The organism is Streptomyces sp. NPDC047880, assembly GCF_040706515.1.
Lineage (GTDB): Bacteria > Actinomycetota > Actinomycetes > Streptomycetales > Streptomycetaceae > Streptomyces.
This window is the reverse complement of the sequence record NZ_JBEZOK010000003.1, coordinates 201,612-223,546: the sequence shown is the minus strand read 5'-3', so window position 1 is coordinate 223,546 and position 21,935 is coordinate 201,612. Positions and strand designations below refer to the sequence as shown.

Genomic DNA, 21,935 nt, shown 5'->3' with positions numbered 1-21,935 from the left:
GCCCGGTGTAGCCCGGGCGGACAGCGCCTCGGCTTCCCGCGACGCGAGCGTGGCGCGCGAAACCGGGGCGTCCGACTGCCCGGTTCAGGCCGTCAGGCGGTCATGTCCGCTGGGGCACGACCGAGACGGGGCAGTCCGCGTGGTGCAGCAGGGTGTGGCTCACCCGGCCCAGCTGGAGGCCGAAGTGGCCGGTCCGGCGCCGGGCGCCCACGACCACGAGGTCCGCGGCAGCCGAGCGGTTCACCAGCACCCTGCGTGCCGGTCCCTCGACCGCGGCCCGGCGCACCCGCACGGCCGGGTGGTCGGCCATGACGCCGGCCACCAGCTCGTCCACGAGGTCCGAGGCCCGCTCCTCGTGCTCGTACACGGGAGCCTCGGCCGGTGCCGGGGGGTCGGCGCCTTCGTTCATCGGAAGGCGCCACGCGCGGACGACGTCGAGTTCGCACCCACGGGCCTCGGCCTCCCGGAACGCGAACCGGACGGCTTCGCCGCTCGTGTCCGGGTCCCCCGCCCCGAGCAGGATCCGGCCGTGCGTACCGGCCGTGCCGCCCCGGACCACGACGACCGGGCAGTACGCGCGGGCCGCGACAGCGAGGCTCACCGAGCCCAGCAGCGCTCCCTTCAGCTCTCCACGACCGCGCGACCCGGTCACCAGGGCGGAGGCGTTGTCTCCCTCGCGCAGGAGGGCGGACACCGCTTCGGCGGCCACCGCCTCGCCCGTCACCTTGAGGTCGGGGCTGAGGCGCCGAACGCGTTCCACGGCAGAAGCCACGATGTGGTCCGCCATCACCCGCTCCGAGGGACGCTCCCGGCCCAGCGACGGCAACGCACCTTCATAGCGCTCCCACAGGGAGGCATAGACCAGCCGCAAGGGCAGACCATGGCGGACGGCCTCGTCCACCGCCCAGTCGATGGCCAGGATGCTGCCGTCCGATCCGTCGACGCCCACGATCAAGGGCAGTTCCATGATCCCCACCGCCTATCTCTCGGGCTGCCATCACGTGCAGCAAAGGGTCTCCCTTAAACGGTCCCACTCAGGCTCCGTCGGCGGCAGGGACGGCCGGGCCCCGGCCGAGGACGTTCGGCCCACCAGGGTCGCCCCATACCGAACCGTCGGCGCTCCAAGGTCCGCACCCATGACCTTTCCGGACGGACCGGGGCCGGCCGGCCCTGGTGGGGGGACCGGACACGTGGTGTGCTGAGGGTGACGGGAAGGACGAGAGCAAGACGCGCAGAAGCGGTCACGGGCGCGCGCCGCGCAATCCGGATCCGCGAGAAGCGGATGTCCTTCCCGTTGTTCATGCGCCTTGTTCATGCGCCTTGTTCATGCGCCGAGCCGCCCCGCGCCGTCCCGTCGCGACCGACCGCCACATCGAGGCCGAAGGTCCCCATGACCGTGCCCGGGCGGCCCGTGGTGTCGCGCCCCCTGGAGGAACAGACTGACAACAGGGACCCGCACGGATGCGGAGGGCGACGATGACGAACAGCCCGACGAACGGCGTCCTGGACCGGGACGGGCTGAGTGCCCTGGTCCAGCTCCTGGCTGCGCGGGGGCGCACGGTCATCGGCCCCACGGTCCGGGACGGTGCCGTCGTCCTCGACGAGATAGCGTCGGCCGACGACCTGCCCTTCGGATGGGGCACGGAGGTCGAGGCCGGTCGCTACCGCCTCGTGCCGCGTGCCGACGGTGCCGTGTTCGCCCACACGGCCGGCCCTCAGTCGTGGAAGACGTTCCTGCACCCGCAGCGTGAGAAGCTCTGGAGTGCCGAGCGGACGCCGGACGGCCGCCTGTCGGTCACCGAGGAGAACCCCGGGCAGCCGTCGTACGCCTTTCTGGGCGTACGCCCCTGCGATCTGCGGGCGATCGCGATCCAGGACCGGGTCCTGGCCGGCGGCCGGTACCGGGACAGGGGCTACGAGGAACGGCGGACGGGAGCCTTCCTGATCGCCGCCGAGTGCACCGAACCGGGTGCCACGTGCTTCTGCGTCTCCATGGGCGGCGGCCCGGCGGCGGACGCCGGGTTCGACCTCGCGCTGACCGAGGTCCTGGACGAGACCGGTCACCGGTTCCTCGTCCGAGCGGGCAGCGAGGCCGGGCAGGAAGTCCTGGCGCATGTCTCCCCTCGGCCGGCCGACCCGGCGACGGAGCACGCGGCCCGTTCCGCGGTCGACGCCGCCCGGGACCGGATGGGACGGGCCATGCCGCCCGTGGACCTGCGGACCCTGATGGGCGAGAGCCTGGAGGCCGACCGCTGGGACGACGTCGCGGCCCGCTGCCTGACCTGCGGCAACTGCACCATGGTGTGCCCCACCTGCTTCTGCACCACCACCGAGGAGGTCACCGACCTCACCGGCGACCACGCCGAGCGGTGGCTGCGCTGGGACTCCTGCTTCGACGTCGACTTCTCCCACCTGCACGGCGGGGCCGTGCGGTCCTCGGCGCGCAGTCGCTACCGCCAGTGGCTCAGCCACAAACTCTCCACCTGGTACGAGCAGTTCGGCAGCTCCGGCTGCGTGGGCTGCGGACGCTGCGTCACCTGGTGCCCGGTCGGCATCGACATCACCGAGGAAGCCACGGCGTTGCACGACGAACTCGCCGGCCGGCTGCGGCGCGAGAAGCAGAGGGAGACGGAACGATGACCTCCACCACCACTCTTTCCATGGCTCTCCCGGTCGAGCACCGCGATCGGCTGATGGGCCTCGCCCGCGAGGTCTCCTTCGAAGCCGGGAAACGGCTCTTCGAAGAGGGGCGCAAGGCCGACCGGTTCTGGATCATCCGGACCGGAACGGTCCTCCTGGACCTGCACGTACCCGGCCGTCGCGCCGCCGTCATCGAGTCCCTGGGACATGGCGAGCTGCTCGGCTGGTCCTGGCACTACGCACCGTTCGTGTGGCAGCTGGGTGCCGAGGCACTCAGCCCCGTACGTGCCTGGGAATTCGACGCGAGGGCCGTACGGGCCGCGTGTGCGCAGGATCCCGAGTTCGGCAGGGCGATCGCGACCTGGGTGGGGCGGGTCGTGGCTCACCGGCTGCAGGCCACGCGCATCCGCCTGCTGGACCTGTACGCGCCCCACGGCGGCGGGAGCGAGCGATGACGGATCTCCCCGTCCCGTACAGGGTGAACCGCGTGCGGCGCGAGACGGCCGACACGGTCAGTCTCACGCTCACGCCCACCGGCGACGCGGCGCTCGGGCCCTTCGCCCCGGGGCAGTTCGCCATGGTGTATGCCTTCGGGGTCGGGGAGATCCCCGTCTCGGTGTCCCGTATCGGGCAGCGGGAGCTGGTCCACACGATCCGTTCGGTGGGCGCGGTCTCGGCCGCGCTGTGCGCGCTCCGGCCGGGCGCGGAGGTCGGCGTGCGCGGCCCTTTCGGCACCGGCTGGGAACTGGAGCGCGCGGCCGGTCAGGACGTCGTGGTCGTGGCGGGCGGGATCGGTCTCGCGCCGCTGCGGCCTCTCGTGCTGGCCGCACTGGCGGCTCGGCCGGCCTACGGGCGGCTGAACGTGCTCGTCGGCACGCGCTCTGCCGACGATCTCCTGTTCGCCGAGCGGATACGCACCTGGGCCGCCTCGTCCGGCCCGCCGCACTGCCGGGTCACGGCCGACCGGCCGTCCCCGGCCTGGTGGGGCCATGTCGGGCTGGTCACCACGTTGCTGAACACCGCCCGTTTCACAGCGGAGAACACCACGGCGTTCGTGTGCGGCCCCGAGGCCATGATCCGGGCCACCGCCCGCGACCTGTTCCACCGCGGAGTGCCCGCGCACCGGATCCGGGTCTCGCTGGAGCGGAACATGCGCTGCGCCACCGGGCACTGCGGCCACTGCCAGCTCGGTGGTGTGCTGCTGTGCCGCGACGGTCCCGTGATCGGCTGGGACCGGGCCGAATCCCTGCTCTCGGTGAGGGAGTTGTGACATGACCGTCCCCACGCTCGCAGTGTTCAAGCTCGCGTCCTGCGACGGCTGCCAGCTCACGCTCCTGGACTGCGAGGACGAGCTCCTCGCACTCGCCGGGAAGGTGCGCATCGTCCACTTCCTGGAGGCGTCCAGCGCGGTGGCACCCGGTCCGTACGACCTCACCCTCGTCGAGGGGTCGGTCACCACGCACGCCGACGCCGAGCGGGTCAGGGAGATCCGCGCGCAGTCCCGCTTCCTCGTGACCATCGGCGCCTGCGCCACCGCCGGGGGCATCCAGGCGCTGCGGAACTTCGCTGACGTCGAGGAGTTCACCCGCACCGTGTACGCACGGCCCGACTACATCGACACCCTCGCCACCTCGACCCCCGTCTCCGACCACGTGGACGTGGACTTCGAGCTGCGCGGCTGCCCCATCGACCGCAGGCAGCTCATCGAGGTGATCACGGCCTTCCTGGCCGGCCGCAAGCCGGACGTGCCGAACCACAGCGTGTGCTTCGCATGCAAGCGCCGCGGCACGGTGTGCGTCACCGTGGCTCACGGCACCCCCTGCCTCGGCCCCGTCACGCACGCCGGGTGCGGGGCGATCTGCCCGGCGTACGGGCGCGGCTGTTATGGCTGCTTCGGCCCCTCGGGCTCGCCGAACCTGCGCGCGCTGATCCCGCTGCTGCACCGCGACGGCCTGGACGACCGCGACGTCGAACGCCTCCTGCGCACCTTCAACGCGACCGATTTCGACAAGGAGGCGCGGTCATGACCCACCGTGGCTCCCGCGTCCTGCGCGTCGGGTCCCTCGCCCGCGTGGAAGGGGAGGGAGCCCTGCACCTGCGCGTGGTCGGCCGCAGGGTCGAGGAGGCGCGGCTGCGGATCTACGAACCGCCGCGCTTCTTCGAGGCGTTCCTGCGCGGCCGCTCGTACACCGAACCGCCCGACATCACCGCGCGGGTGTGCGGGATCTGCCCCGTGGCGTACCAGATGAGCGCCTGCCGGGCGATCGAGGACGCCTGTGGAGTCGAGGTCGACCGCCCGATCCGCGCACTGCGACGACTGCTGTACTGCGGCGAGTGGATCGAGAGCCACGCCCTGCACATCTACCTCCTGCACGCCCCGGACTTCCTCGGCTGCGACAGCGCCGTCGATCTCGCCCGCACCCGGCGCGCCGACGTGGAGCGGGGACTGCGGCTGAAGCAGGCGGGCAACGCGATCCTCGAACAGCTCGGTGGCCGTGCGATCCACCCGGTCAACGTCCGCCTCGGCGGGTTTCACCGGGCGCCCACCCGGGCCGAGCTGCGGCCGTTGCGGGAGCGCTTGCGCCGGGCCGCCGACGACGCGTGGGACACGGTCCGCTGGACCGCGGGCTTCGACCTCCCGGACGCCGCCCTTGACGCCGACTTCCTGGCCCTGGCCTCTCCGGCGACGTACGCCGTCGAGGACGGCGTGCCGACCGTGCTGCGCGGCGACGGTGGACGGGCGGAGTTCCCGGTCCGCGCCTTCCTCGATCACGTGCGCGAGGAGCAGGTGCCCCACTCGACCGCACTGCACTCCCGGCTCGACGGCCGACGCCATCTCACCGGGCCCCTCGCCCGGTTCGCGGTCGGCGGCGGCAGGCTCTCGCCCACGGCGCGGGAGGCCGCCGTCGAGGCGGGGCTGGGTGATCCCGCTCAGGGAGCGGTGTGCCGCAACCCGTACCGGTCGGTGCTGGTGCGGGCCGTGGAGGTGGTCCACGCGATCGACGAGGCACTGCGGATCATCGAGGCGTACGAGCCCCCGGGCCGTCCCCACGTCGACGTTCCCCCCGTCGCGGGCACCGGCCATGGCGCCACCGAGGCACCCCGCGGACTGCTCTACCACCGCTACGGGCTGGACGCCGAGGGGACCGTCACCGACGCGTGCCTGGTGCCGCCCACCGCGCAGAACCAGGGCGCCATCGAGGACGACCTGGTCCGGACGGTCGAGCGGCTCCTCGCCGAGGGCGATCCGTCCGACGAGGAGTTGAGGCACCTGTGCGAACGGGCCATCCGCAACCACGACCCGTGCATCTCGTGCTCCACGCACTTCCTGGACCTGACCATCGACCGTGCCTGACGCCCGCAGGAGAACACCATGCGCATCAGTCCGCACCTCGTCAGCGACGTCATGACTCACACCGTCGTGGCGGTGGGCCGTGACGCCCCGTTCAAGGACATCGTCACGCTCATGCAGGAGTGGAAGGTCAGCGCCCTGCCCGTACTGGAGGGCGAGGGCCGGGTGATCGGCGTCGTGTCCGAAGCCGATCTGCTGCTCAAGGAGGAGTTCCGCGACAGCGACCCCGACCGGCTCACCCAGATGAACCGTCTGTCCGACCTGTCCAAGGCGGGAGGCATGACCGCCGCGGACCTGATGAGCACCCCGGCCGTCACCGTCCACCCGGACGCCACCCTCGCACAGGCCGCCCGCGTCATGGCCCAGCGCAAGGTCAAACGACTGCCCGTCGTCAACGACCAGGGCCTCCTCGAAGGCGTGGTCAGCCGCGCCGACCTGCTCAAGGTCTTCCTGCGGACCGACGACGAGATCGCCGAAGAGATCCGCCGGGAGATCCTCGTACCCCTCTTCCCCACGCCTGGGGAGCCCGTACGAGTACACGTCACCGACGGCGTCGTCACCCTGACCGGCCCGGTCGGAAACACCTCCTTGGTACCGATCCTCGCCCGCCTCGTGCGCTCCGTCGAAGGCGTCGTCGACGTCGACCTGGCCCTGTCCGGCGGAGTACGAGTGAGGGAACCCGGATGAAGTACCTCGACGAATACCGTGACCCGGCACTCGCCCGAAGTCTGCTGGACGAGCTGCGCCGCACCGCGTCCACGCCCTGGCGGATCATGGAGGTCTGCGGCGGCCAGACCCACACCCTCGTCCGCCAGGGCATCGACGAACTGCTGCCCGCCGGCATCCGCATGATCCACGGCCCGGGGTGCCCGGTGTGCGTCACCCCGCTGGAGACCCTGGACCGGGCGATGGCCATCGCCGGCCGCCCCGGCACGATCCTCACCAGCTTCGGCGACATGTTGCGGGTTCCCGGTACGGACACCGACCTGCTGTCGCTGCGGGCGCGCGGCGCGGATGTACGGGTCGTGTACACGCCGATGGACGCGGTGCGCATCGCCACGGACTGCCCGGAGCTCCAGGTCGTCTTCCTCGCCGTCGGGTTCGAGACGACCGCTCCGGCCAACGCCATGGCGGTGCTGCACGCCGCACGCCTGGGGCTGGCCAACTTCTCGATGCTGGTCAGTCACGTCCTGGTGCCGCCCGCCATGACCGCCCTGCTGGAGGACCCCGGCTGCGAGGTCCAGGCCTTCCTCGCGGCGGGGCACGTCTGCGCGGTGATGGGCTGGCGCGAGTACGAACCGATCGCCGCCCGCTACCGCGTGCCCATCGTGGTCACCGGCTTCGAACCGCTCGATCTGCTGGAGGGCGTCCTCATGGCGGTACGCCAGCTGGAACAGGGCCGCTACGAGGTCGAGAACCAGTACGTGCGGGCCGTGCGCCGCTCGGGCAACAGCGAGGCGCAGGACGCGGTCCGCACCGTGTTCCGTGTCACCGACCGTGCCTGGCGCGGCATCGGCGAGCTGCCCGGCAGCGGCCTGGAACTCACCGGCATGTACGCGCGTTTCGACGCCGCGCGGCGGTTCGACGTCGGCGGTCTTCGCACCGTCGAGGACCCCGAGTGCATCGCCGGCGCCGTACTCACCGGTGCCCGGCTGCCCACGGACTGCCCGGCATACGGCACCCGCTGCACGCCCCGCCATCCGCTCGGCGCACCGATGGTGTCCGCCGAGGGCACCTGCGCGGCCTTCCACGCCGCCGGCCGCACGAAGGAAGTGCATGCGCCATGACCCCCGACTGCCCCGTCCCCCACCACGAGGACGACGTCGTCCTGCTCGGTCACGGCGCGGGAGGGCGGCTGACCGCCGAACTCCTCGACACACTGGTGCTGCCCGCCCTCGACGGGCACCAAGGGCCTCTGGAGGACGCCGCCCTGCTGCCCGGCCGCCCGGACCTCGTGATCAGCACCGACAGCTTCGTCGTCAGCCCGCTGTTCTTCCCCGGTGGCGACATCGGTTCCCTGGCCGTGCACGGCACCGTCAACGACCTCGCCATGCGTGGAGCGCGGCCGATCGCGCTGTCCGTGGCCCTGATCGTCGAAGAGGGTCTGCCGCTCACCGAACTGCGCAGCGTGGTCAAGTCGTTGGGCAAGGCAGCTCGTGACGCCGGGGTACCCGTCGTCACCGGCGACACCAAGGTCGTGGGCCGTGGCGCCGTGGACAAGATCTTCATCAACACCACGGGCGTAGGACACCGGCACCTGGGGCTGCGCCCGTCCGCCGCGCTCGCCCGGCCCGGGGACGCCGTGCTGCTGTCCGGCCCGATCGGGCTGCACGGCACGACCGTCCTGTCCACGCGCGAAGGTCTCGGCTTCGAAAGCGGCATCGCCTCGGACAGCCGCCCGCTGCACCGCCTGGTCGACGCCCTCGCGCCCCTCGGCGGCCATGTGCACAGCCTGCGCGACCCGACCCGCGGCGGACTGGCCGCGGCCCTCAACGAGATCGCCCGCGACTCGAACGTGACCGTCCACATCGACGAGAGTGCCGTCCCGGTGCCTCAGGCCGTCGGCGCCGCCTGCGATCTGCTCGGCCTCGATCCCCTGGCCGTCGCCAACGAGGGCTGTCTGGTGGCTTTCGTCGCGGCGACGGCGGCGGACGAGGCGCTCACCGGTCTGCGCTCCCTTCCCGAGGGACGACAGGCGGTGCGCATCGGAGAGGTGTCCCCCCAGGGGCCGGACGGCTGGGTCATCCTGCGCACCCTGGTCGGCGCCCGGCGGGTGGTGGACATGCCCCTGGGCGAGCAACTTCCGCGCATCTGCTGAGACATCAAGGGCATCCGGGGTCCGGACGGCGTGTGCGCGGCCGGTGTCACACCGGCCGCGCACACGGTGGTGATGCGGACGCCCGCCGCTCTCAGGCGTGCCGCACCGGGATGGCCCTGGTTCCCGTCTTCTCCTCCGGGACCGGGACCGTGATGGTCAGGACACCGTCCTCGTACTCGGCGGTCGCGTCGTCGCCCCGCGCACCGGCGGGAAGCCGGACGGCACGGGCGAAGGTGCCGTAGCGGAACTCGGTGCGGTGCTTCTCGGTGGTCTGCTCGGTGCGCTCGGCGCGCAGCGTCAGCAGCCCTTCTCCGACGGTGATCTCGACGTCCTTGTCGGGGTCGACACCGGGAAGTTCGGCCCGCACGACGTACGTGCCGTCCCCGAGGTGCTCCTCGATACGGATGCCGTGCAGCCCTGGGGCGACGTGCGCCCCGGGGAGCCCCGTCTCCACCCAGCCGAACAGGTCGGGCCAGCCCGGCAGTCGCTCCAGCACGCTGGTCATGTCACCCTCCTTCCTACAGGTCCAGTCTCCGTCCGCCGAGTGCGGGTGACGAGGGCCGAACGGCCCTGGCCCACAGGGCTGCGCGGCCCGTCGCTCGCAGGACGCTCATGCCCTCGGCCGCGGCGTGGTCCGCCGCCCTTCCTCCTGCGCCAGGTCCGGTTCGAGGGCGGGACGGTGCGGGGGTCCGGTGAACTCGGGGCGTACGTCCACCACTCCCTCGACGGCCCGCACGAGACGCACGGCCAGCGGTACGACGGAGGTGTCGGGCACGCGGCCGGTGAGTGTGACGACGCCCTCGTTCACTTCGACGCGGACCGCATCGATTCCGTCGGGCAGCCGGCCGGCCAGGACGTCGTGCCGGATCTCCTGTGCGATGTCGTGATCAGGCCGCAGAAACACCCGCAGCAGATCCGAACGGCTCACGATCCCGCGCAGCACACCGTCGTCGTCGACGACCGGCAGCCGCTTGATCTTGCGCCGGGCCATGACACGGGCGGCCTGGGCGAGGGTCGCGTCGGGGTGGACGGTGACGGCCGGGAAGGTCATCAGATCGGCCGCGGTGATCGCCTGCGCCTTCTCGAGCCCTTCCGGGGGCCGGGCCCGAGGTCCCCGGTCGGGGGCACTCTCGCGGAACTCCTCCTTGCGCAGCAGATCTGCCTCGGAGACGACACCGACCACCCGTTTCCGGTTGTCGACGACGGGCAGTGCACTGATCCGCCGCCCTTCCACGGTCCGCACGATCTCCTTGAAAGTCGCCCCGGAGGCCAGAGCGACCACGGTGCGGGTCATCACATCGCTCACTGTGTACACAGAGCCGTGCATGACGTCCTCCACTGCCTGGGAAGGTCTCCCGACGCTTCCAGGCTCGCCCATACCCCCCGGGACGTCATGGGCCGAACGGCCCGGACCGTCCCCGGCCCCGGTGGCCCGACCAGGGCCGGTCGGCCCTTCCGCCGGTGCGCCGATCCGGGCAGCGTGGAGTACGGGGACAGACACTGCTGAGTGAGGTCACCATGCAATCCGAACCAACTCCACGGGTGGTCGTGGGCGTGGACGGGTCTCCCGCCTCCCACGCCGCGTTGCGGTGGGCGGTGCATCACGCACGGATGGTCGGCGGCGCCGTCGAGGCGATCTATGTCTGGGACACTCCGTCCGCGCGGGGCTGGAGCGGACCGGCTGCCGACCCGGACTTCGATCTGGAGCAGGCACGGGAGCGGTTCGCGCAGGAGTTGCGCGCCGTCCTTCCGGGTGAGCCTCCGCCACGGCTGCAGGAGCACCTTGTCCGGGGCGACCCTTCGGAGGCGCTGATCCAGGCCTCCGAGGGGGCCGAACTTCTCGTCGTGGGCCGCAGGGGAATCGGCGGCTTCGCCCGGGCGATGCTGGGGTCCGTCAGCCAGCGATGTGCCCAGCACGCGGCATGCCCGGTCGTGGTGGTCCGTCAGGGGAAGGACCCCGCCGACTGATCGTGGGCCCGCGCTCCCCTTCACCGGACGGCCGGGACGTCCCCGGCCGTCCGGCTCCTGCCGCACTGGCTGCGAACGCGGTGCGCGGCGCAAGGTGTCGCCGAGTTCCGCGGACTTCTTCTCGGTGGCTTCGGTCGCGAGAACGAGCAGCACTCGGAGAGGCTTCAGACGGGCAGGGAGGCGAGCCAGTCGGTCAGGAGCCGGTTGATCTCGGCGGGGCGCTCTTGCTGGGTCCAGTGGCCGCAGCCGTCGAGGATCTGGGAGGAGACCAGGCCGGGCAGGGTGGTGGGGTATGCCTTGATCGCGTCGGCCATCCAGGTGGTGGAGGCGTCCAGGCTTCCACCGATGAACAGGGAGGGCTGTGTGAGGGGGGCGCCGTCGAAGTCGGCGAGATCTTCCCAGTCTCGGTCCATGTTCCGGTAGCGGTTGAGCGCCCCGCTCACGCCGGTCCGCTCGAACTCCCCGGCGTAGACGTCCAGGTCGTTCTCGCTGAGCCAGACGGGCAGCCGGCCGGTAGGAAAGCGGTCGCGCAGCCTCCCGCCCCGGCTGACGAAGTGCGGGCCGGGTGCGTCGGGCGCGGGCATGGTGCCGGAGGACAGGGCGGCGTAGAAGCCCGCGAGCCAGCCGCGCACGTCGGGCTCGATCTCGGCCTCGGCCCGGCCGGGCTCCTGGAAGTAGGAGACGTAGAACTCCTCGTCCCCGCCCAACTGCGCGAAGACCTTGCTGGGCCGCGGCCCGCCGCGCGGAGTGTAGGGGACACCGAGCATCCCCACCGCGCGGAAGACGTCCGGTCTGAGCAGGGCGGAGTTGGCGGCGATGGCCGATCCCCAGTCGTGGCCGACGATCACCGCGGACTGTTCCCCCAGGGCGTGGACCACGGCGGCGTTGTCCTCCACCAGGTCCAGCATCCGGTACGCCTCGGTGGCGGCGGGCTTGGACGAACGGCCGTATCCGCGGACATCGATGGCGGCCGCGCGGTACCCGGCTGCGGCCAGGGCCGGCAATTGGTGGCGCCAGGAGTACCAGGATTCCGGGAAGCCGTGCACGAGCAGCACCAGCGGCCCCGTGCCCTGCTCCACCAAGTGGATCCGGCCCGCGGGCGAGGAGACCAGCCGGGACGTGACCGCTGCGGCGTGCTTCGACATGACTCCTCCAGGATTCTCGATCTGCCATGCGCCGAGATCGGTACCCGATCATGCGAGCAACGGCGCGGGGGTGGCGAGCCTTGTTGCCGGTTCGGCAAAGCGGCTCTGGACGGTCCGCCTCAGGCGTTCCGATGTTCCTCACGGTCCTGAGCCGTGAGAAGCCGTCCCGGGGCTTGCTCTCCTTGCGCTTCGGTCCTCGCCGGCCTGCATTCGGTACCTCTGCCGGGTAGGCGCTGAATGGCCCACTGGTTCTGGGCCGTCCGGCCCCAGACCGCCGCCCGCTTGCAGAGGGATGATGCAGATGAAGACGGGAAAGTCCCTGGGGAGCCCGTCCGGCCCCCCCGATCGCCGACAAGCCGAAGCGGGTGAGTGGCGATGATGTTCTGGTACGACCACGACGTCAGCGGCTGGGGCTGGTTCGCGATGTCGGCCGGCATGATCCTTTTCTGGGCTCTGATCATCACAGTCGTCGTGCTGCTCGTCCGCGCCCTCGGCAGCCCCCACCAGCACACCCACGCCCCCGTCGCGTCCACGCCCGAGGACATCCTTCGTGAGCGGCTGGCCCGGGGAGAGATCGACGAGGAGGACTACCGGCGCCGCCTGAACGCGCTGCACCCCGGCCCTCCCACCAAGACGACGCGACCACCTACCAGCGAGGCATGAGCACCCTCGCCCATGCCCATCTCACGCACCGGCCCGGCGCAGACGTCGCCCGTTCCGGAGTGCCCGGCAAGAGTCTGTGGCCACAGCCTCCGTGCGCTGCCTGCCAAGGATTCTCGACACAGCGGTACAGGGACTTCTGCCCTGGACGGCAAGAGACGCTTCTGAACCCTCCGAGTCGTGCGGGAGGAGTGGTTCGGGTCAACCGGAGCCCGTCAGCGCTATGCCGTTCACGGGTGTCCGCATCCGGCAGCATGTCCGTGGGTCGCGCGACGTGGCACGTTCCTTCATGGTGGTTGTACGGGGCCGGTCCCTTCCCGGGAGGAGACCACCATGAGCGAACAAGGGCCGCTCGCCCCTCCTGAGGCATGGCGGGCTGTCGCCGGATGTATCCTTGCCTCCTGGATGCTGCTCGCCCGGCGCCGGGTCCACCTGCCGAGAGAACGAGTGGGAACGCGCATCCGCTTCACCGACGGCACGTCGGCCCGGGTGTACCGCGAGACCCGCCTCGGCAGCGGACTGGCGCAGCGTCCGTGCACGCTGGTGGTCGCCTTCCGGTTGCGCTTGGTCCACGGTCCCGGGCACGCGCTGTTCCGGGCGGAGAGCCTGCTGAACACTCCGCTGTTCGTCGGTTTCCCCGGCTTCGCCTCGAAGTTGTGGCTGGCCCACGACGAGGACGGCCGTTACCGCGGCTTGTACGAGTGGGACGATCCCCAGCGCGCCGAGCACTACGCCCGTTCTCTGTGGCGGATACTGGCCCTTGTCTGTGTGCCCGGCTCCATCAGCTACATCGTGCTGCCCGGGCTGCGCCGCGACGACGTCCTTGCGGACCCCGGGCTGCTCCAGGGCCCGGCGCGGGACGACGCCCCTGACTGGTGGCGCGTGACTGCCGGGACGCGGCAATGACGGTGGACATCCTGGTCGTCGGGGCCGGTCCGACCGGCCTCGCCCTGGCGCTGGAGGCCCATGACCACGGGGCACGGGTCCGGATCGTCGAGCGGCGGCCCGAGCCCTTCCGGCCCTCCCGCGCCCTCATCCTCCATCCACGCTCCCTTGAGGTGCTGCGCCCCCTCGGGGTCACCGACGCCGTGCTGGAGCGGTCGGACACCGCCCCGGCGGCAGTTCTCCGGCTCGGCTCCCGCGTGGTCGAGACCAGGCTGGCCGGCTTCGCACTGCCCGAAACGGCGTTCCCGTATCTGTCCCTCGTGCGGCAGACGGACGTCGAGGACGTGCTGACGCGGGCGCTCGCCGAGCGCGGGGTGCGCGTGGAACGGGGGACCGAGCTGATCGCCGCCCGCGACAGCGGCCGGAACGCGTCGGCCGTCCTGCGATCCCCGCACGGCACGGAGGAGATCCACTGCCTTTTCGTCGCGGGCTGCGACGGCCCGGCCAGTACCGTGCGTGCCTGCGCCGGCATCGGGTGGCACAGCAGGCCGTACGCCGTGGAGGTGATCCTCGCCGACCTCGACCTGGCGAACGTCTGCGGACATCCCGGCCCTTCCGGTGCTCAGGTGTTCGCCGGGCGCGACGGGCTGGTGTTCCTCTTCCCGCTCGGCGAGCAGGCCACCTGGCGGCTGCTGGCCACACGGGCGGCCGACGGCGGGGCCGGGCGGGACTTCGGCCAGCCCGGCCCCGCCGTCCCGCAGGCCGAGCTCCAGCGACTGCTGAGCGACGCGGGGATGCCGGCGCTGATCGAGCGCCTGGCGTGGTCCGCTCGGGTACCGCTGCGCTGCGGCCTCGCTCGGCGGTTCCGCGGGGGCCGGCTCTTCCTCGCCGGGGACGCGGCACACAACTACTCACCTGCCACCGGCCAGGGCATGAACGCCGGCATCCAGGATGCGGTGAACCTCGGCTGGAAACTCGCCTTCGTGGCAGGGCGTGCCGGGGTCGTGCCACCGGCCGGGCCCGGTGACGATGTGCTGCTGGACTCCTACGAAGGGGAGCGCAGGCCGGCTGCCCACCGCCGGCTCCTCCTCACGCACACGGCGTTCTGGGCGGAGGCGTCGACCGGGCGGATCCCCTCCTGGCTGCGTGGGGTGGCCGCCCCGTGCGCGGCCCCGCTCGTGCCCGCCCTGCTGGAGCGGCGTCGGCTGGTCGCCGAGGCCGTCCGTGTCGTCTCCCAGCTGCGGGTGAACTACCGGCACAGCCCCCTGTCCGTGCAGGGGACACCTCCCTTGCGGGGCGCCCCCCGCCCGGGGGACCGGCTGCCGGACGCGACCGTCAGCATCGGAGCGGCCCCGCAGCGGCTGCACCGGCTGCTGGCCGGCCCGGGTGTGCACCTGCTCGTGCAGCGCGACGCCGATCCCCCGCCACAGGCGGCGACCGGCGCCCTGGTCACCGTCCTGCGACTGGCGAACAGTCCGGGCCGAGGTCTGGTGGCGGTCCGTCCGGACGGGCATGTCGGCTTCCAGTGCGGGGCCGCCGACCCCGTCGGGCTGCTCGGCTGGCTGACGTTGGTCGGCGCGGCGCCTCCTTCTCCCGTCCGGGCGTGATCACAAGCCACTGACACGAGCGCGGTCGTCGCCGGCTCACTCGGGGCCCACCAGCGCCGCCCTGCGTGTCAACGCCCTTGGCACGGCGAGCCGCCGGCCATCCCCCTCCCGGAATACCCCCCCGGGTATTTCTGTTACGGTGAGAAACAGATACCCCCCGGGGTACACAGTCCCTAGAGGAGTCGTAGCCGTGTTCTTCGTCGACACCCTGGAAATCGAGGGCCTGGGCAACCGCAGCTACCTGGCCGGAGGCCCCGAGGCCGCGGTCGTGGTGGATCCCCCGCGCGACATCGATCAGGTCATCGCAGCCGCCGCCCGCCGTGGGGCACACATCGCGTATGTGGCCGAGACCCATGTACACAACGACTACGTCAGCGGCGGCCTGGAGCTGGCCCGCACGACCGGGGCCCGCTACCTGGTGCCGGCCGGGGCCTCGGTGTCCTTCGACCGCACGCCCGTCGCCGACGGCGACGCGATCGCGGTGGACGAGGGCCTGCGACTGCGCGCCATGGCCACCCCCGGTCACACACCGCACCACACGTCCTACGTCCTGGAGGAGGACGGGCGGCCTGTGGCGGCCTTCACCGGCGGATCGCTGCTGATCGGCAGCGTCGGACGGCCGGACCTGGTGGAGCCACGGCTGACCGAGCGGCTGGCCCGCGCCCAGCACGCCTCCGCACATCGGCTGGCGGACACCCTCGACGACGACGTGCGAGTGCTGCCCACGCACGGCTTCGGCAGCTTCTGCTCCTCGTCACAGGCCGAGGGAGACACGACGACAATCGGCGCGGAGCGCAAGAACAACGACGCCCTGACCATGGACGTCGACACGTTCGTCGCGGAGATCCTCGCCGGCCTGGACGACGTGCCCGCGTACTACGCACACATGGGCCCGGCCAACGCCTCCGGCCCCGCCCCCGTCGACCTCACCCCGCCCCGGTCGGCCGACGCCGAGGAGATCGCCTCCCGGCTGACGGCCGGAGAGTGGGTGGTGGACCTGCGCAACCGTGTCGCCTTCGCCGAGGGGCATGTGGCCGGCTCGTTCAACTTCGAGGGCGAGGGCAAACTGGCCACCTACCTGGCGTGGCTGATCCCCTGGGGCAAGCCCGTCACCCTCCTGGCCTCCACACCGGAGGAGATCACCGCGGCGCAGCGGGAACTTTCCCGCGTGGGCATCGACCGTCCGGCAGCCGCCGCCACCGGAGAGGCGCATACCTGGCTCCGCGAAGGCGAGCGACTGGCTTCGTTCCGTCGCGCCCGCTTCGCCGATCTCGCCGAGGCCCGCGAGAAGGGCGAGCAGGTGGTGGTGCTGGATGTGCGCCGCGCTTCCGAGCGGGCCGGCGGGTTCGTCGACGGCTCGGTGCACATCCCCGTCCACGAGCTGCACGGCCGACTCGGTGAGGTGCCCGCAGGTGTGGTGTGGGTGCACTGCGCCGGCGGGACGCGCGCGGCGATCGCCGCCTCCCTTCTGGACGCCGCCGGCCGTGAGGTGGTCGCCGTCGACGACGCCTTCACCGCCGCCACCGAAGCCGGGCTGCCGGTCACCGGGCCCGTCGCCACCGGCTGAACCGCATCGCACCTTCGTAACGGAGACGCACCATGTCGTCCTTCTTCCGACGCGGCTCGGGCCGCATCACCCCGGAACAGGCCCACCGGTTGGTAGCCGACGGGCAGGCCGTCCTCCTCGACGTCCGCGAGACGCAGGAGTGGAACGCCGGGCACGCCCCCGGGGCGCTGCACCTGCCTCTCACCCGGCTGATGGCGGGGACCCCTCTCCCCACCGCCGCGCGAGGCAAGCGGGTGGTGGCCATCTGCCGCTCCGGGAACCGCTCCCGCACGGCCGCGGACCTGCTGACCGCCGCCGGCCTGGAGGCCACGGACGTCACCGGAGGCATGGCCGCCTGGGCCCGGCAGGGACTGCCGGTCACCGGTGTGAACGGCAGCGGCGGTGTCATAGCGTGAGCGAGCTGATCCTGGCCCTGATCGCAGGAGGGGTGGTGGGGCTGGCGCTCGGCGCGCTCGGTGGCGGCGGCAGCGTCCTGGCGGTGCCCGCGCTGATCTATCTGCTCGGTTTCACCCCGGGGGCAGCCACCACGACCGCCCTGCTCATCGTCGTCGCCACCTCACTGACCGCCCTGTACGGCCACGCCCGCGCCAGGAACGTGCGGTGGCGGACCGGTGCCTTGTTCGCGGCGGCGGGGCTGCTGCCCGCCGCCGTGGCCGGAGCCCTGGCAGGGCGTCTGCCGCAGCCGCTGCTGACCGCCGCGTTCGCCGCCGTCGCCGCTGCCGCGGGCGTCCGTATGCTGCGCCCCGCCCGGTGCCTTCCCGCGGGGCCCCAGGACGCACGGCCGGGCCGGGCCGCCGGAGCCGGCGCGGGGCTGGGGGCGCTGACCGGACTGCTCGGTGTCGGCGGGGGCTTTCTGGCCGTGCCCGCCTTGGTCACGGTGCTGGCGTTCGAGATGCAGGCCGCGATCGGCACGAGCCTGCTGGTCATCTCCGCGAACTCCCTCGCCTCCCTTGCCACCCGGGGCGCCACGACGGCGGGCGTCGACTGGACGGTGATCGCGCCGTTCACCGGCGCCGCGATCCTGGGCGCCTGGGACGGGAAGAGGCTGGCAACCAAGATCTCCGGCCCCCTGCTGCAACGCGCCTTCGCCGTCGTACTGCTGGCCGTGTCCGCCTTCATGCTCACCGACGCCCTGACATGACCGGGCAGCCAGGGCAGAGCGGGGTCGGCACGCCTCCCTCAGGCCAGCGAGAGGAAGAGCTTCTCCAGCCGCGCCCTCATCACCTCACGATCCTCGGAGGCCGCCATGTCCTCGCTGGTGAGGCACTGCTGAAGGCCGGTGGCGATGATCGCGAAGCCCGCCTTGTCCAGTGCTTTGGACGCCGCCGCGAGCTGGGTGACCACGTCCTCGCAGTCCCGTCCCTCCTCGATCATCTTGATCACACCGGCGATCTGGCCCTGCGCCCGGCGCAACCTGTTGACCACCGTCCTCAGATCCTCAGCCGCCATCGCCAGTTCCACGACCCACACTCCTTCGGATACCCCCACGGGTATCGTACCGAAGGGGTGACGCACAGAGAGCAAAGGAAATTCCCGTGGCACACACCGCCCTCACGGCCGACCAGGCCAGTGCCCGCCTGCACGAGCTGACCGTCATCGATGTTCGCACCCCCGGCGAATACGCGACCGGCCACCTGCCGGACGCCCACAACATCCCCCTCGACCACCTCGACGCGGCCCTGCCCGCCCTCAGGACGTCCGCCGAGCGTGGCGACCTCCTGGTCGTGTGCGCTTCGGGTGCCCGTTCCGCCGAAGCCTGCCGGCGGCTGGCGGAGGCCGGCATCGCAGCCGCCACCCTCACCGGCGGCACCAGCACCTGGACCCAGCTCGGTCACGACGTCCACCGCCCCACCGGCACCCGCGCTCCCTGGCCGATGGAACGCCAGGTCCGCCTGACCGCAGGGTCCCTCGTGCTTGCGGGCCTGCTCGCCGGACGGCTCCGGCCGGGCGCGCGCTGGATCTCCGCCGGAGTCGCCGGCGGCCTGGTCTTCTCCGCGCTCACCGACACCTGCGGCATGGCCCGCGTGCTCGCCAAACTCCCGCACAACCGGCCCAAGGCGACCGACCTCGACGCCACTCTGGCCGCGCTGACCGGCTGAGGTGCCTGTCCTCCGCACAGGCCACCGGTGGAGCGGCGCGGCCGCTCCTGCTGATCACCGCAAGTCTTCCTCGCCGACTGCAGGTTGCCGGGCGTCCCGGATCGCCGCACGGCCCGTCTGCTCGGTCCATGTGCCGGGTTGCCCGCCGATCACCGTCCACTGCCGCCGTTTCGGGAGGCGGTGAAGCGTCGCCAGGGTGGACCTGTAAGTGCACAGCTGTCGGTATCTGCCCGAAGGATCACAGTGAGTGGTCTTGTCGTCGTGTACGTGGATGGTTCGGCGTTTCGCCGCGGTGGAGCGGTGACGCGAGATACACGATCGCGCGGGGCCGGGCTGCGTGTGATGTGTGCGTTCGTCTCGCCCGCGACGCATGTCCGGGCGGGCCGTCGCCGCTGGGGCCGGCGGAGGGCGAGCCGGCGAACACGGTCGATCACTCGTGGGCGAGGCGCCCCGGCGGTGAGGGCCTGGCACGGCTCGTGCCCTGTGCTGGTCGTGCGCGAGTCACCGGACGTCTCACACGGGGACGACGGCCGTCGGCACCGAGCCGCCTGGCGGCCTCGAACCGGGAGTCGGCGAGATCCACGGCGATGACCGCTCAGGCGAGTACGGCAGGGCGGTGAGGATCGCGGCGAGTCCGATCGGCGCGGCCCCCGACGACGACCGTGTCTCCGATCGCACAAGGCCGAGGGCAGGGCCGGACGGCCTGCGACCGCCTCCGTGACGACGAGCCGGTCAAACCCCACGGGGGTATATTCGCAAACAGTGAGCCCTGCCACGGGGCGTTGCGGAGACAAGTCCGAGCGGAGGCGATGGCGATGGCGACAGTTCGCGCCCACGCCATGCGCTGCGCAGGCGGCGCCGTCATCGCCCTGCTCGCCTCCCTGGCCGTACTGATCCACCACGAGACGGCCGCTGCCTTGGACGCACCGGCCCAACACGCCACGCACTCCACGCACTCCACGCACATCGGGCATGCGTCCTCGTCGGCTGCAGCGACACGTCAGGTCTGCGGCCTCACTCACGCGGAGAGGTTCAGTACCCCCGCCCCCGCGCACGGCGTCGACGGCAGCACCTGCGCCGTTCCGTGCATACAGCACTGCACCACCGGAAACATCGAGGTACTCAAGCTCCCCGTGCCGCCGCAGGGCACTCCGATGCCGGCCGACCCGTACCGGGCTCAGCCCGGCCCACAGCCCACCGACACGGCCGGCCGCGCGCCACCAGACCTGTCGGTCCTCTCCCGACTGCGCATCTAGGCCGCGGCCACGGCACCCGTGTGCCGTCCTCGCCACGCCCCATGCCAGTTTGAAGAAGAGGACTCACATCGTGAACAGCATCAACCGCCGTTCCTTCCTGCTCGCCGGAATCGGCGCCGCCGGCGCGGGCGCACTCGCCGCCTGCACCAAATCCGGCAGCGCCCCTGCCCTGGTCAGCCCATCCGGTTCCGCTGTCGCCGCCGCGGAGAAGAGGCGGGGCGGCACCGGCGAGCAGCGCAAGGTCGCACTGACCGCCTCGCCCGCCAGGGTCGACCTGGGCGGCGGCGTCAAGGCCAACACCTGGGCCTTCGACGGCCGCACCCCGGGCAAGGAGATCCGGCTCTCCGCCGGGGACACCCTGGTCGCCGAACTCGCGAACCAGCTGCCGGGCAAGACCACCACCTCGATCCACTGGCACGGCATCGCCCTGCGCAACGACATGGACGGCGTGCCCCCGGCCACCCAGGCCGCCGTCCGCCCCGGCTCCACCTTCACCTACCGGTTCGTGGCCGACGCCCCGGGCACGTACTTCTTCCACCCGCATGTCGGCGTCCAACTCGACCGCGGCCTGTACGCCCCCCTGATCGTCGAGGACCCGCGCGAGCCGCTGGCGTACGACGACGAATGGGTGGTCGTCCTGGACGACTGGGTCGACGGTGTCACCGGCACCCCCGACGAGGTGTTCGCCGAATTGGAGCAGGGAATGGGCGGCATGGACATGGGCGGCGACTCCGGCTCCGGCACGGAGGGCCACGACATGCACTCCATGGGGAAGGCCGGCGGCGATCCGTCCCCGCCCGTCTCAGCCTCGTCGGGCGGGATGTTGTCGACATTCATGCTCATGGGCGCGGAGAGCGATCTGCTGGGCGGCGATGCCGGCGACGTCAAGTACCCCTACCACCTGGTCAACGGCCGCGTGCCGGGCGACCCGGAGGTCTACACCGGCAAGCCCGGCCGCAGGGTGCGACTGCGGATCATCAACGCGGGCAGCGACACCGCCTACCGGGTCGCCCTCAGCGGCCACAAGATGACCGTCACCCACACCGACGGCTTCCCCGTCCAGCACCAGCAAACAGAGGCGCTCCTGATCGGCATGGGCGAGCGCTACGACGTGCTGGTCACCCTTGGTGACGGCGTCTTCCCCCTGGTCGCCCTGGCCGAGGGGAAGAACATCAGCGGGCTCGCCCTCGTGCGCACAGGCTCCGGCCGCGCGCCCACCGCCGCCGTGCGCCCGAGGGAACTCGACGGCACGGTCATGACCGCGTCCCGGCTTCGCGCGGCCGACGACGTGCGACTGGAGTCCGCCGCGGCCGACGTCGCGCACCGGATCGAACTCACCGGCGGCATGATGCACTACAACTGGGCCATCAACGGCAAGCCGTTCGACATGGCCGATCCGGACGGCAATGCCATCCTGGTCGAGGAGGGTCGGCGAGTCCGGCTGGACTTCGTCAACACCACCACCATGTGGCATCCGATGCACCTGCACGGCCACACCTTCCAGCTCGGCCGCTTCGGCCCCCGTAAGGACACCGCGATCGTGCTGCCCAAGAAGAAGCTGTCCGTGTTCTTCGACGCCGACAACCCCGGCCAGTGGATGCTGCACTGCCACAACGCCTACCACGGCGAAGCCGGGATGATGACGAATCTCGCCTACCGAGCATGACCCCCAGTGGCCGGACGGCGCGCCGCTCACGTGTCGTCCGGCCACATCAGTAGCCGTAGTCGTCGCGACAGAACTCCACGGGCGTATCGCTGCGTCAGGGGTCGGCGCCCAGCAGTTCCCGTACGTCCTGCCGGCCTTCAGCGAAGGCACCGCCGTCGATGCCGGCGAAGCGAACCGAATCCGCTCGGGTCGCAGCGAAGTTGACGGCCGCCTCGGGGCAGGCCCACCGGGGGCCGGGCAGTGAGCTGACGGTTGGGCTCCGATCGGCCGCG

General features: G+C 71.8%; 23 protein-coding genes. 18 read left to right on the top strand and 5 right to left on the bottom strand.

Annotated features, from left to right (window positions below; translation table 11 throughout):
- Positions 1 to 100 precede the first annotated feature (100 nt).
- Positions 101 to 967, bottom strand: coding sequence for a universal stress protein (locus AB0937_RS06975; protein ID WP_366710012.1), 867 nt, complete (start codon positions 965 to 967; stop codon positions 101 to 103).
- Positions 968 to 1,476: 509 nt separating this feature from the next.
- Here AB0937_RS06975 and AB0937_RS06970 point away from each other — a divergent pair.
- The 8 genes from AB0937_RS06970 to hypE are packed head-to-tail and all read left to right on the top strand — an operon-like array spanning position 1,477 to position 8,810.
- Complete coding sequence (locus tag AB0937_RS06970; protein ID WP_366710010.1) at positions 1,477 to 2,640, top strand: 4Fe-4S dicluster domain-containing protein; 1,164 nt, start codon at positions 1,477 to 1,479, stop codon at positions 2,638 to 2,640.
- A complete protein-coding gene (locus tag AB0937_RS06965; RefSeq protein WP_366710008.1) occupies positions 2,637 to 3,095 on the top strand; it encodes a cyclic nucleotide-binding domain-containing protein in 459 nt (152 codons plus the stop codon). Before AB0937_RS06970 ends, AB0937_RS06965 begins: the two co-directional genes overlap by 4 nt.
- A complete protein-coding gene (locus AB0937_RS06960) occupies positions 3,092 to 3,910 on the top strand; it encodes an FAD/NAD(P)-binding protein (protein WP_366710007.1) in 819 nt (272 codons plus the stop codon). Before AB0937_RS06965 ends, AB0937_RS06960 begins: the two co-directional genes overlap by 4 nt.
- A gap of 1 nt (position 3,911) precedes the next feature.
- Positions 3,912 to 4,667 (top strand): oxidoreductase, encoded by a 756-nt coding sequence (locus AB0937_RS06955; RefSeq protein ID WP_366710006.1) that lies wholly within the window; start codon positions 3,912 to 3,914, stop codon positions 4,665 to 4,667.
- Positions 4,664 to 5,995 carry a nickel-dependent hydrogenase large subunit gene (locus tag AB0937_RS06950; RefSeq protein ID WP_366710005.1) on the top strand — a complete coding sequence of 444 codons (1,332 nt, stop codon included), beginning with the start codon at positions 4,664 to 4,666 and terminating at the stop codon, positions 5,993 to 5,995. Before AB0937_RS06955 ends, AB0937_RS06950 begins: the two co-directional genes overlap by 4 nt.
- 18 nt (positions 5,996 to 6,013) lie before the next feature.
- Positions 6,014 to 6,679, top strand: a complete 666-nt coding sequence (locus tag AB0937_RS06945; RefSeq protein ID WP_366710004.1) for a CBS domain-containing protein — start codon at positions 6,014 to 6,016, stop codon at positions 6,677 to 6,679.
- Entirely contained in the window at positions 6,676 to 7,779 is a 1,104-nt protein-coding gene (gene hypD, locus AB0937_RS06940) for a hydrogenase formation protein HypD (RefSeq protein ID WP_366710003.1), read from the top strand. The genes AB0937_RS06945 and hypD overlap by 4 nt, the downstream gene beginning before the upstream one ends.
- Entirely contained in the window at positions 7,776 to 8,810 is a 1,035-nt protein-coding gene (gene hypE, locus AB0937_RS06935) for a hydrogenase expression/formation protein HypE (RefSeq protein ID WP_366710002.1), read from the top strand. Before hypD ends, hypE begins: the two co-directional genes overlap by 4 nt.
- Positions 8,811 to 8,901: 91 nt before the next feature.
- On the opposite strand, the gene AB0937_RS06930 is transcribed toward hypE, so the two are convergent.
- Positions 8,902 to 9,315, bottom strand: coding sequence for an Hsp20/alpha crystallin family protein (locus tag AB0937_RS06930; RefSeq protein WP_366710000.1), 414 nt, complete (start codon positions 9,313 to 9,315; stop codon positions 8,902 to 8,904).
- Between the two features lie 105 nt (positions 9,316 to 9,420).
- The gene (locus AB0937_RS06925; RefSeq protein ID WP_366709998.1) at positions 9,421 to 10,137 is read right to left on the bottom strand and encodes a CBS domain-containing protein; all 717 of its coding nucleotides are present in this window, start codon (positions 10,135 to 10,137) and stop codon (positions 9,421 to 9,423) included.
- 191 nt (positions 10,138 to 10,328) lie between these two features.
- Here AB0937_RS06925 and AB0937_RS06920 point away from each other — a divergent pair, with 191 nt between their 5' ends.
- Positions 10,329 to 10,778, top strand: coding sequence for a universal stress protein (locus AB0937_RS06920; protein WP_366709996.1), 450 nt, complete (start codon positions 10,329 to 10,331; stop codon positions 10,776 to 10,778).
- A gap of 164 nt (positions 10,779 to 10,942) precedes the next feature.
- Here AB0937_RS06920 and AB0937_RS06915 read toward each other — a convergent pair whose 3' ends face one another.
- Positions 10,943 to 11,923, bottom strand: coding sequence for an alpha/beta hydrolase (locus AB0937_RS06915; RefSeq protein ID WP_366709994.1), 981 nt, complete (start codon positions 11,921 to 11,923; stop codon positions 10,943 to 10,945).
- A 375-nt stretch (positions 11,924 to 12,298) separates the two neighbouring features.
- Here AB0937_RS06915 and AB0937_RS06910 point away from each other — a divergent pair, with 375 nt between their 5' ends.
- The 6 genes from AB0937_RS06910 (at position 12,299) to AB0937_RS06885 (ending at position 17,783) form a co-directional block, all read left to right on the top strand.
- Entirely contained in the window at positions 12,299 to 12,586 is a 288-nt protein-coding gene (locus AB0937_RS06910; RefSeq protein ID WP_366709993.1) for an SHOCT domain-containing protein, read from the top strand.
- Between the two features lie 402 nt (positions 12,587 to 12,988).
- Positions 12,989 to 13,489 (top strand): hypothetical protein, encoded by a 501-nt coding sequence (locus tag AB0937_RS06905; RefSeq protein WP_366709992.1) that lies wholly within the window; start codon positions 12,989 to 12,991, stop codon positions 13,487 to 13,489.
- The gene (locus tag AB0937_RS06900; protein ID WP_366709990.1) at positions 13,486 to 15,075 is read left to right on the top strand and encodes an FAD-dependent monooxygenase; all 1,590 of its coding nucleotides are present in this window, start codon (positions 13,486 to 13,488) and stop codon (positions 15,073 to 15,075) included. Before AB0937_RS06905 ends, AB0937_RS06900 begins: the two co-directional genes overlap by 4 nt.
- 190 nt (positions 15,076 to 15,265) lie before the next feature.
- On the top strand, positions 15,266 to 16,642 hold the full coding sequence (locus AB0937_RS06895; RefSeq protein WP_366709989.1) for an MBL fold metallo-hydrolase: 1,377 nt from the start codon (positions 15,266 to 15,268) through the stop codon (positions 16,640 to 16,642).
- Between the two features lie 32 nt (positions 16,643 to 16,674).
- Positions 16,675 to 17,037 (top strand): rhodanese-like domain-containing protein, encoded by a 363-nt coding sequence (locus AB0937_RS06890; RefSeq protein ID WP_366709988.1) that lies wholly within the window; start codon positions 16,675 to 16,677, stop codon positions 17,035 to 17,037.
- Entirely contained in the window at positions 17,034 to 17,783 is a 750-nt protein-coding gene (locus tag AB0937_RS06885; RefSeq protein WP_366709987.1) for a sulfite exporter TauE/SafE family protein, read from the top strand. The genes AB0937_RS06890 and AB0937_RS06885 overlap by 4 nt, the downstream gene beginning before the upstream one ends.
- Before the next feature lie 38 nt (positions 17,784 to 17,821).
- Here AB0937_RS06885 and AB0937_RS06880 read toward each other — a convergent pair whose 3' ends face one another.
- On the bottom strand, positions 17,822 to 18,103 hold the full coding sequence (locus tag AB0937_RS06880; protein ID WP_366710234.1) for a metal-sensitive transcriptional regulator: 282 nt from the start codon (positions 18,101 to 18,103) through the stop codon (positions 17,822 to 17,824).
- Positions 18,104 to 18,177: 74 nt separating this feature from the next.
- Between AB0937_RS06880 and AB0937_RS06875 the strand changes: the two genes are divergently transcribed.
- The 3 genes from AB0937_RS06875 to AB0937_RS06865 all read left to right on the top strand — a co-directional run bounded on the left by AB0937_RS06875 (position 18,178) and on the right by AB0937_RS06865 (position 21,663).
- Positions 18,178 to 18,741: a rhodanese-like domain-containing protein gene (locus AB0937_RS06875; RefSeq protein ID WP_366709986.1), complete on the top strand. Its 564-nt coding sequence runs from the start codon at positions 18,178 to 18,180 to the stop codon at positions 18,739 to 18,741.
- Between the two features lie 815 nt (positions 18,742 to 19,556).
- The gene (locus AB0937_RS06870) at positions 19,557 to 19,997 is read left to right on the top strand and encodes a hypothetical protein (protein ID WP_366709985.1); all 441 of its coding nucleotides are present in this window, start codon (positions 19,557 to 19,559) and stop codon (positions 19,995 to 19,997) included.
- Between the two features lie 70 nt (positions 19,998 to 20,067).
- Positions 20,068 to 21,663: a multicopper oxidase family protein gene (locus AB0937_RS06865; protein ID WP_366709984.1), complete on the top strand. Its 1,596-nt coding sequence runs from the start codon at positions 20,068 to 20,070 to the stop codon at positions 21,661 to 21,663.
- The last annotated feature ends 272 nt before the right edge of the window (positions 21,664 to 21,935 follow it).

Bases quoted from the DNA above. Each gene is read 5' to 3' on its own strand.
- AB0937_RS06960 (WP_366710007.1), top strand. From the start codon at position 3,092: ATGACGGATCTCCCCGTCCCGTACAGGGTGAACCGCGTGCGGCGCGAG.
- AB0937_RS06915 (WP_366709994.1), bottom strand. From the start codon at position 11,923: ATGTCGAAGCACGCCGCAGCGGTCACGTCCCGGCTGGTCTCCTCGCCC.
- AB0937_RS06975 (WP_366710012.1), bottom strand. From the start codon at position 967: ATGGAACTGCCCTTGATCGTGGGCGTCGACGGATCGGACGGCAGCATC.
- AB0937_RS06945 (WP_366710004.1), top strand. From the start codon at position 6,014: ATGCGCATCAGTCCGCACCTCGTCAGCGACGTCATGACTCACACCGTC.
- AB0937_RS06950 (WP_366710005.1), top strand. From the start codon at position 4,664: ATGACCCACCGTGGCTCCCGCGTCCTGCGCGTCGGGTCCCTCGCCCGC.
- hypD (WP_366710003.1), top strand. From the start codon at position 6,676: ATGAAGTACCTCGACGAATACCGTGACCCGGCACTCGCCCGAAGTCTG.
- AB0937_RS06955 (WP_366710006.1), top strand. From the start codon at position 3,912: ATGACCGTCCCCACGCTCGCAGTGTTCAAGCTCGCGTCCTGCGACGGC.
- hypE (WP_366710002.1), top strand. From the start codon at position 7,776: ATGACCCCCGACTGCCCCGTCCCCCACCACGAGGACGACGTCGTCCTG.
- AB0937_RS06910 (WP_366709993.1), top strand. From the start codon at position 12,299: ATGATGTTCTGGTACGACCACGACGTCAGCGGCTGGGGCTGGTTCGCG.
- AB0937_RS06970 (WP_366710010.1), top strand. From the start codon at position 1,477: ATGACGAACAGCCCGACGAACGGCGTCCTGGACCGGGACGGGCTGAGT.
- AB0937_RS06930 (WP_366710000.1), bottom strand. From the start codon at position 9,315: ATGACCAGCGTGCTGGAGCGACTGCCGGGCTGGCCCGACCTGTTCGGC.
- AB0937_RS06870 (WP_366709985.1), top strand. From the start codon at position 19,557: ATGGCGACAGTTCGCGCCCACGCCATGCGCTGCGCAGGCGGCGCCGTC.
- AB0937_RS06920 (WP_366709996.1), top strand. From the start codon at position 10,329: ATGCAATCCGAACCAACTCCACGGGTGGTCGTGGGCGTGGACGGGTCT.
- AB0937_RS06900 (WP_366709990.1), top strand. From the start codon at position 13,486: ATGACGGTGGACATCCTGGTCGTCGGGGCCGGTCCGACCGGCCTCGCC.
- AB0937_RS06905 (WP_366709992.1), top strand. From the start codon at position 12,989: ATGCTGCTCGCCCGGCGCCGGGTCCACCTGCCGAGAGAACGAGTGGGA.
- AB0937_RS06965 (WP_366710008.1), top strand. From the start codon at position 2,637: ATGACCTCCACCACCACTCTTTCCATGGCTCTCCCGGTCGAGCACCGC.
- AB0937_RS06925 (WP_366709998.1), bottom strand. From the start codon at position 10,137: ATGCACGGCTCTGTGTACACAGTGAGCGATGTGATGACCCGCACCGTG.
- AB0937_RS06890 (WP_366709988.1), top strand. From the start codon at position 16,675: ATGTCGTCCTTCTTCCGACGCGGCTCGGGCCGCATCACCCCGGAACAG.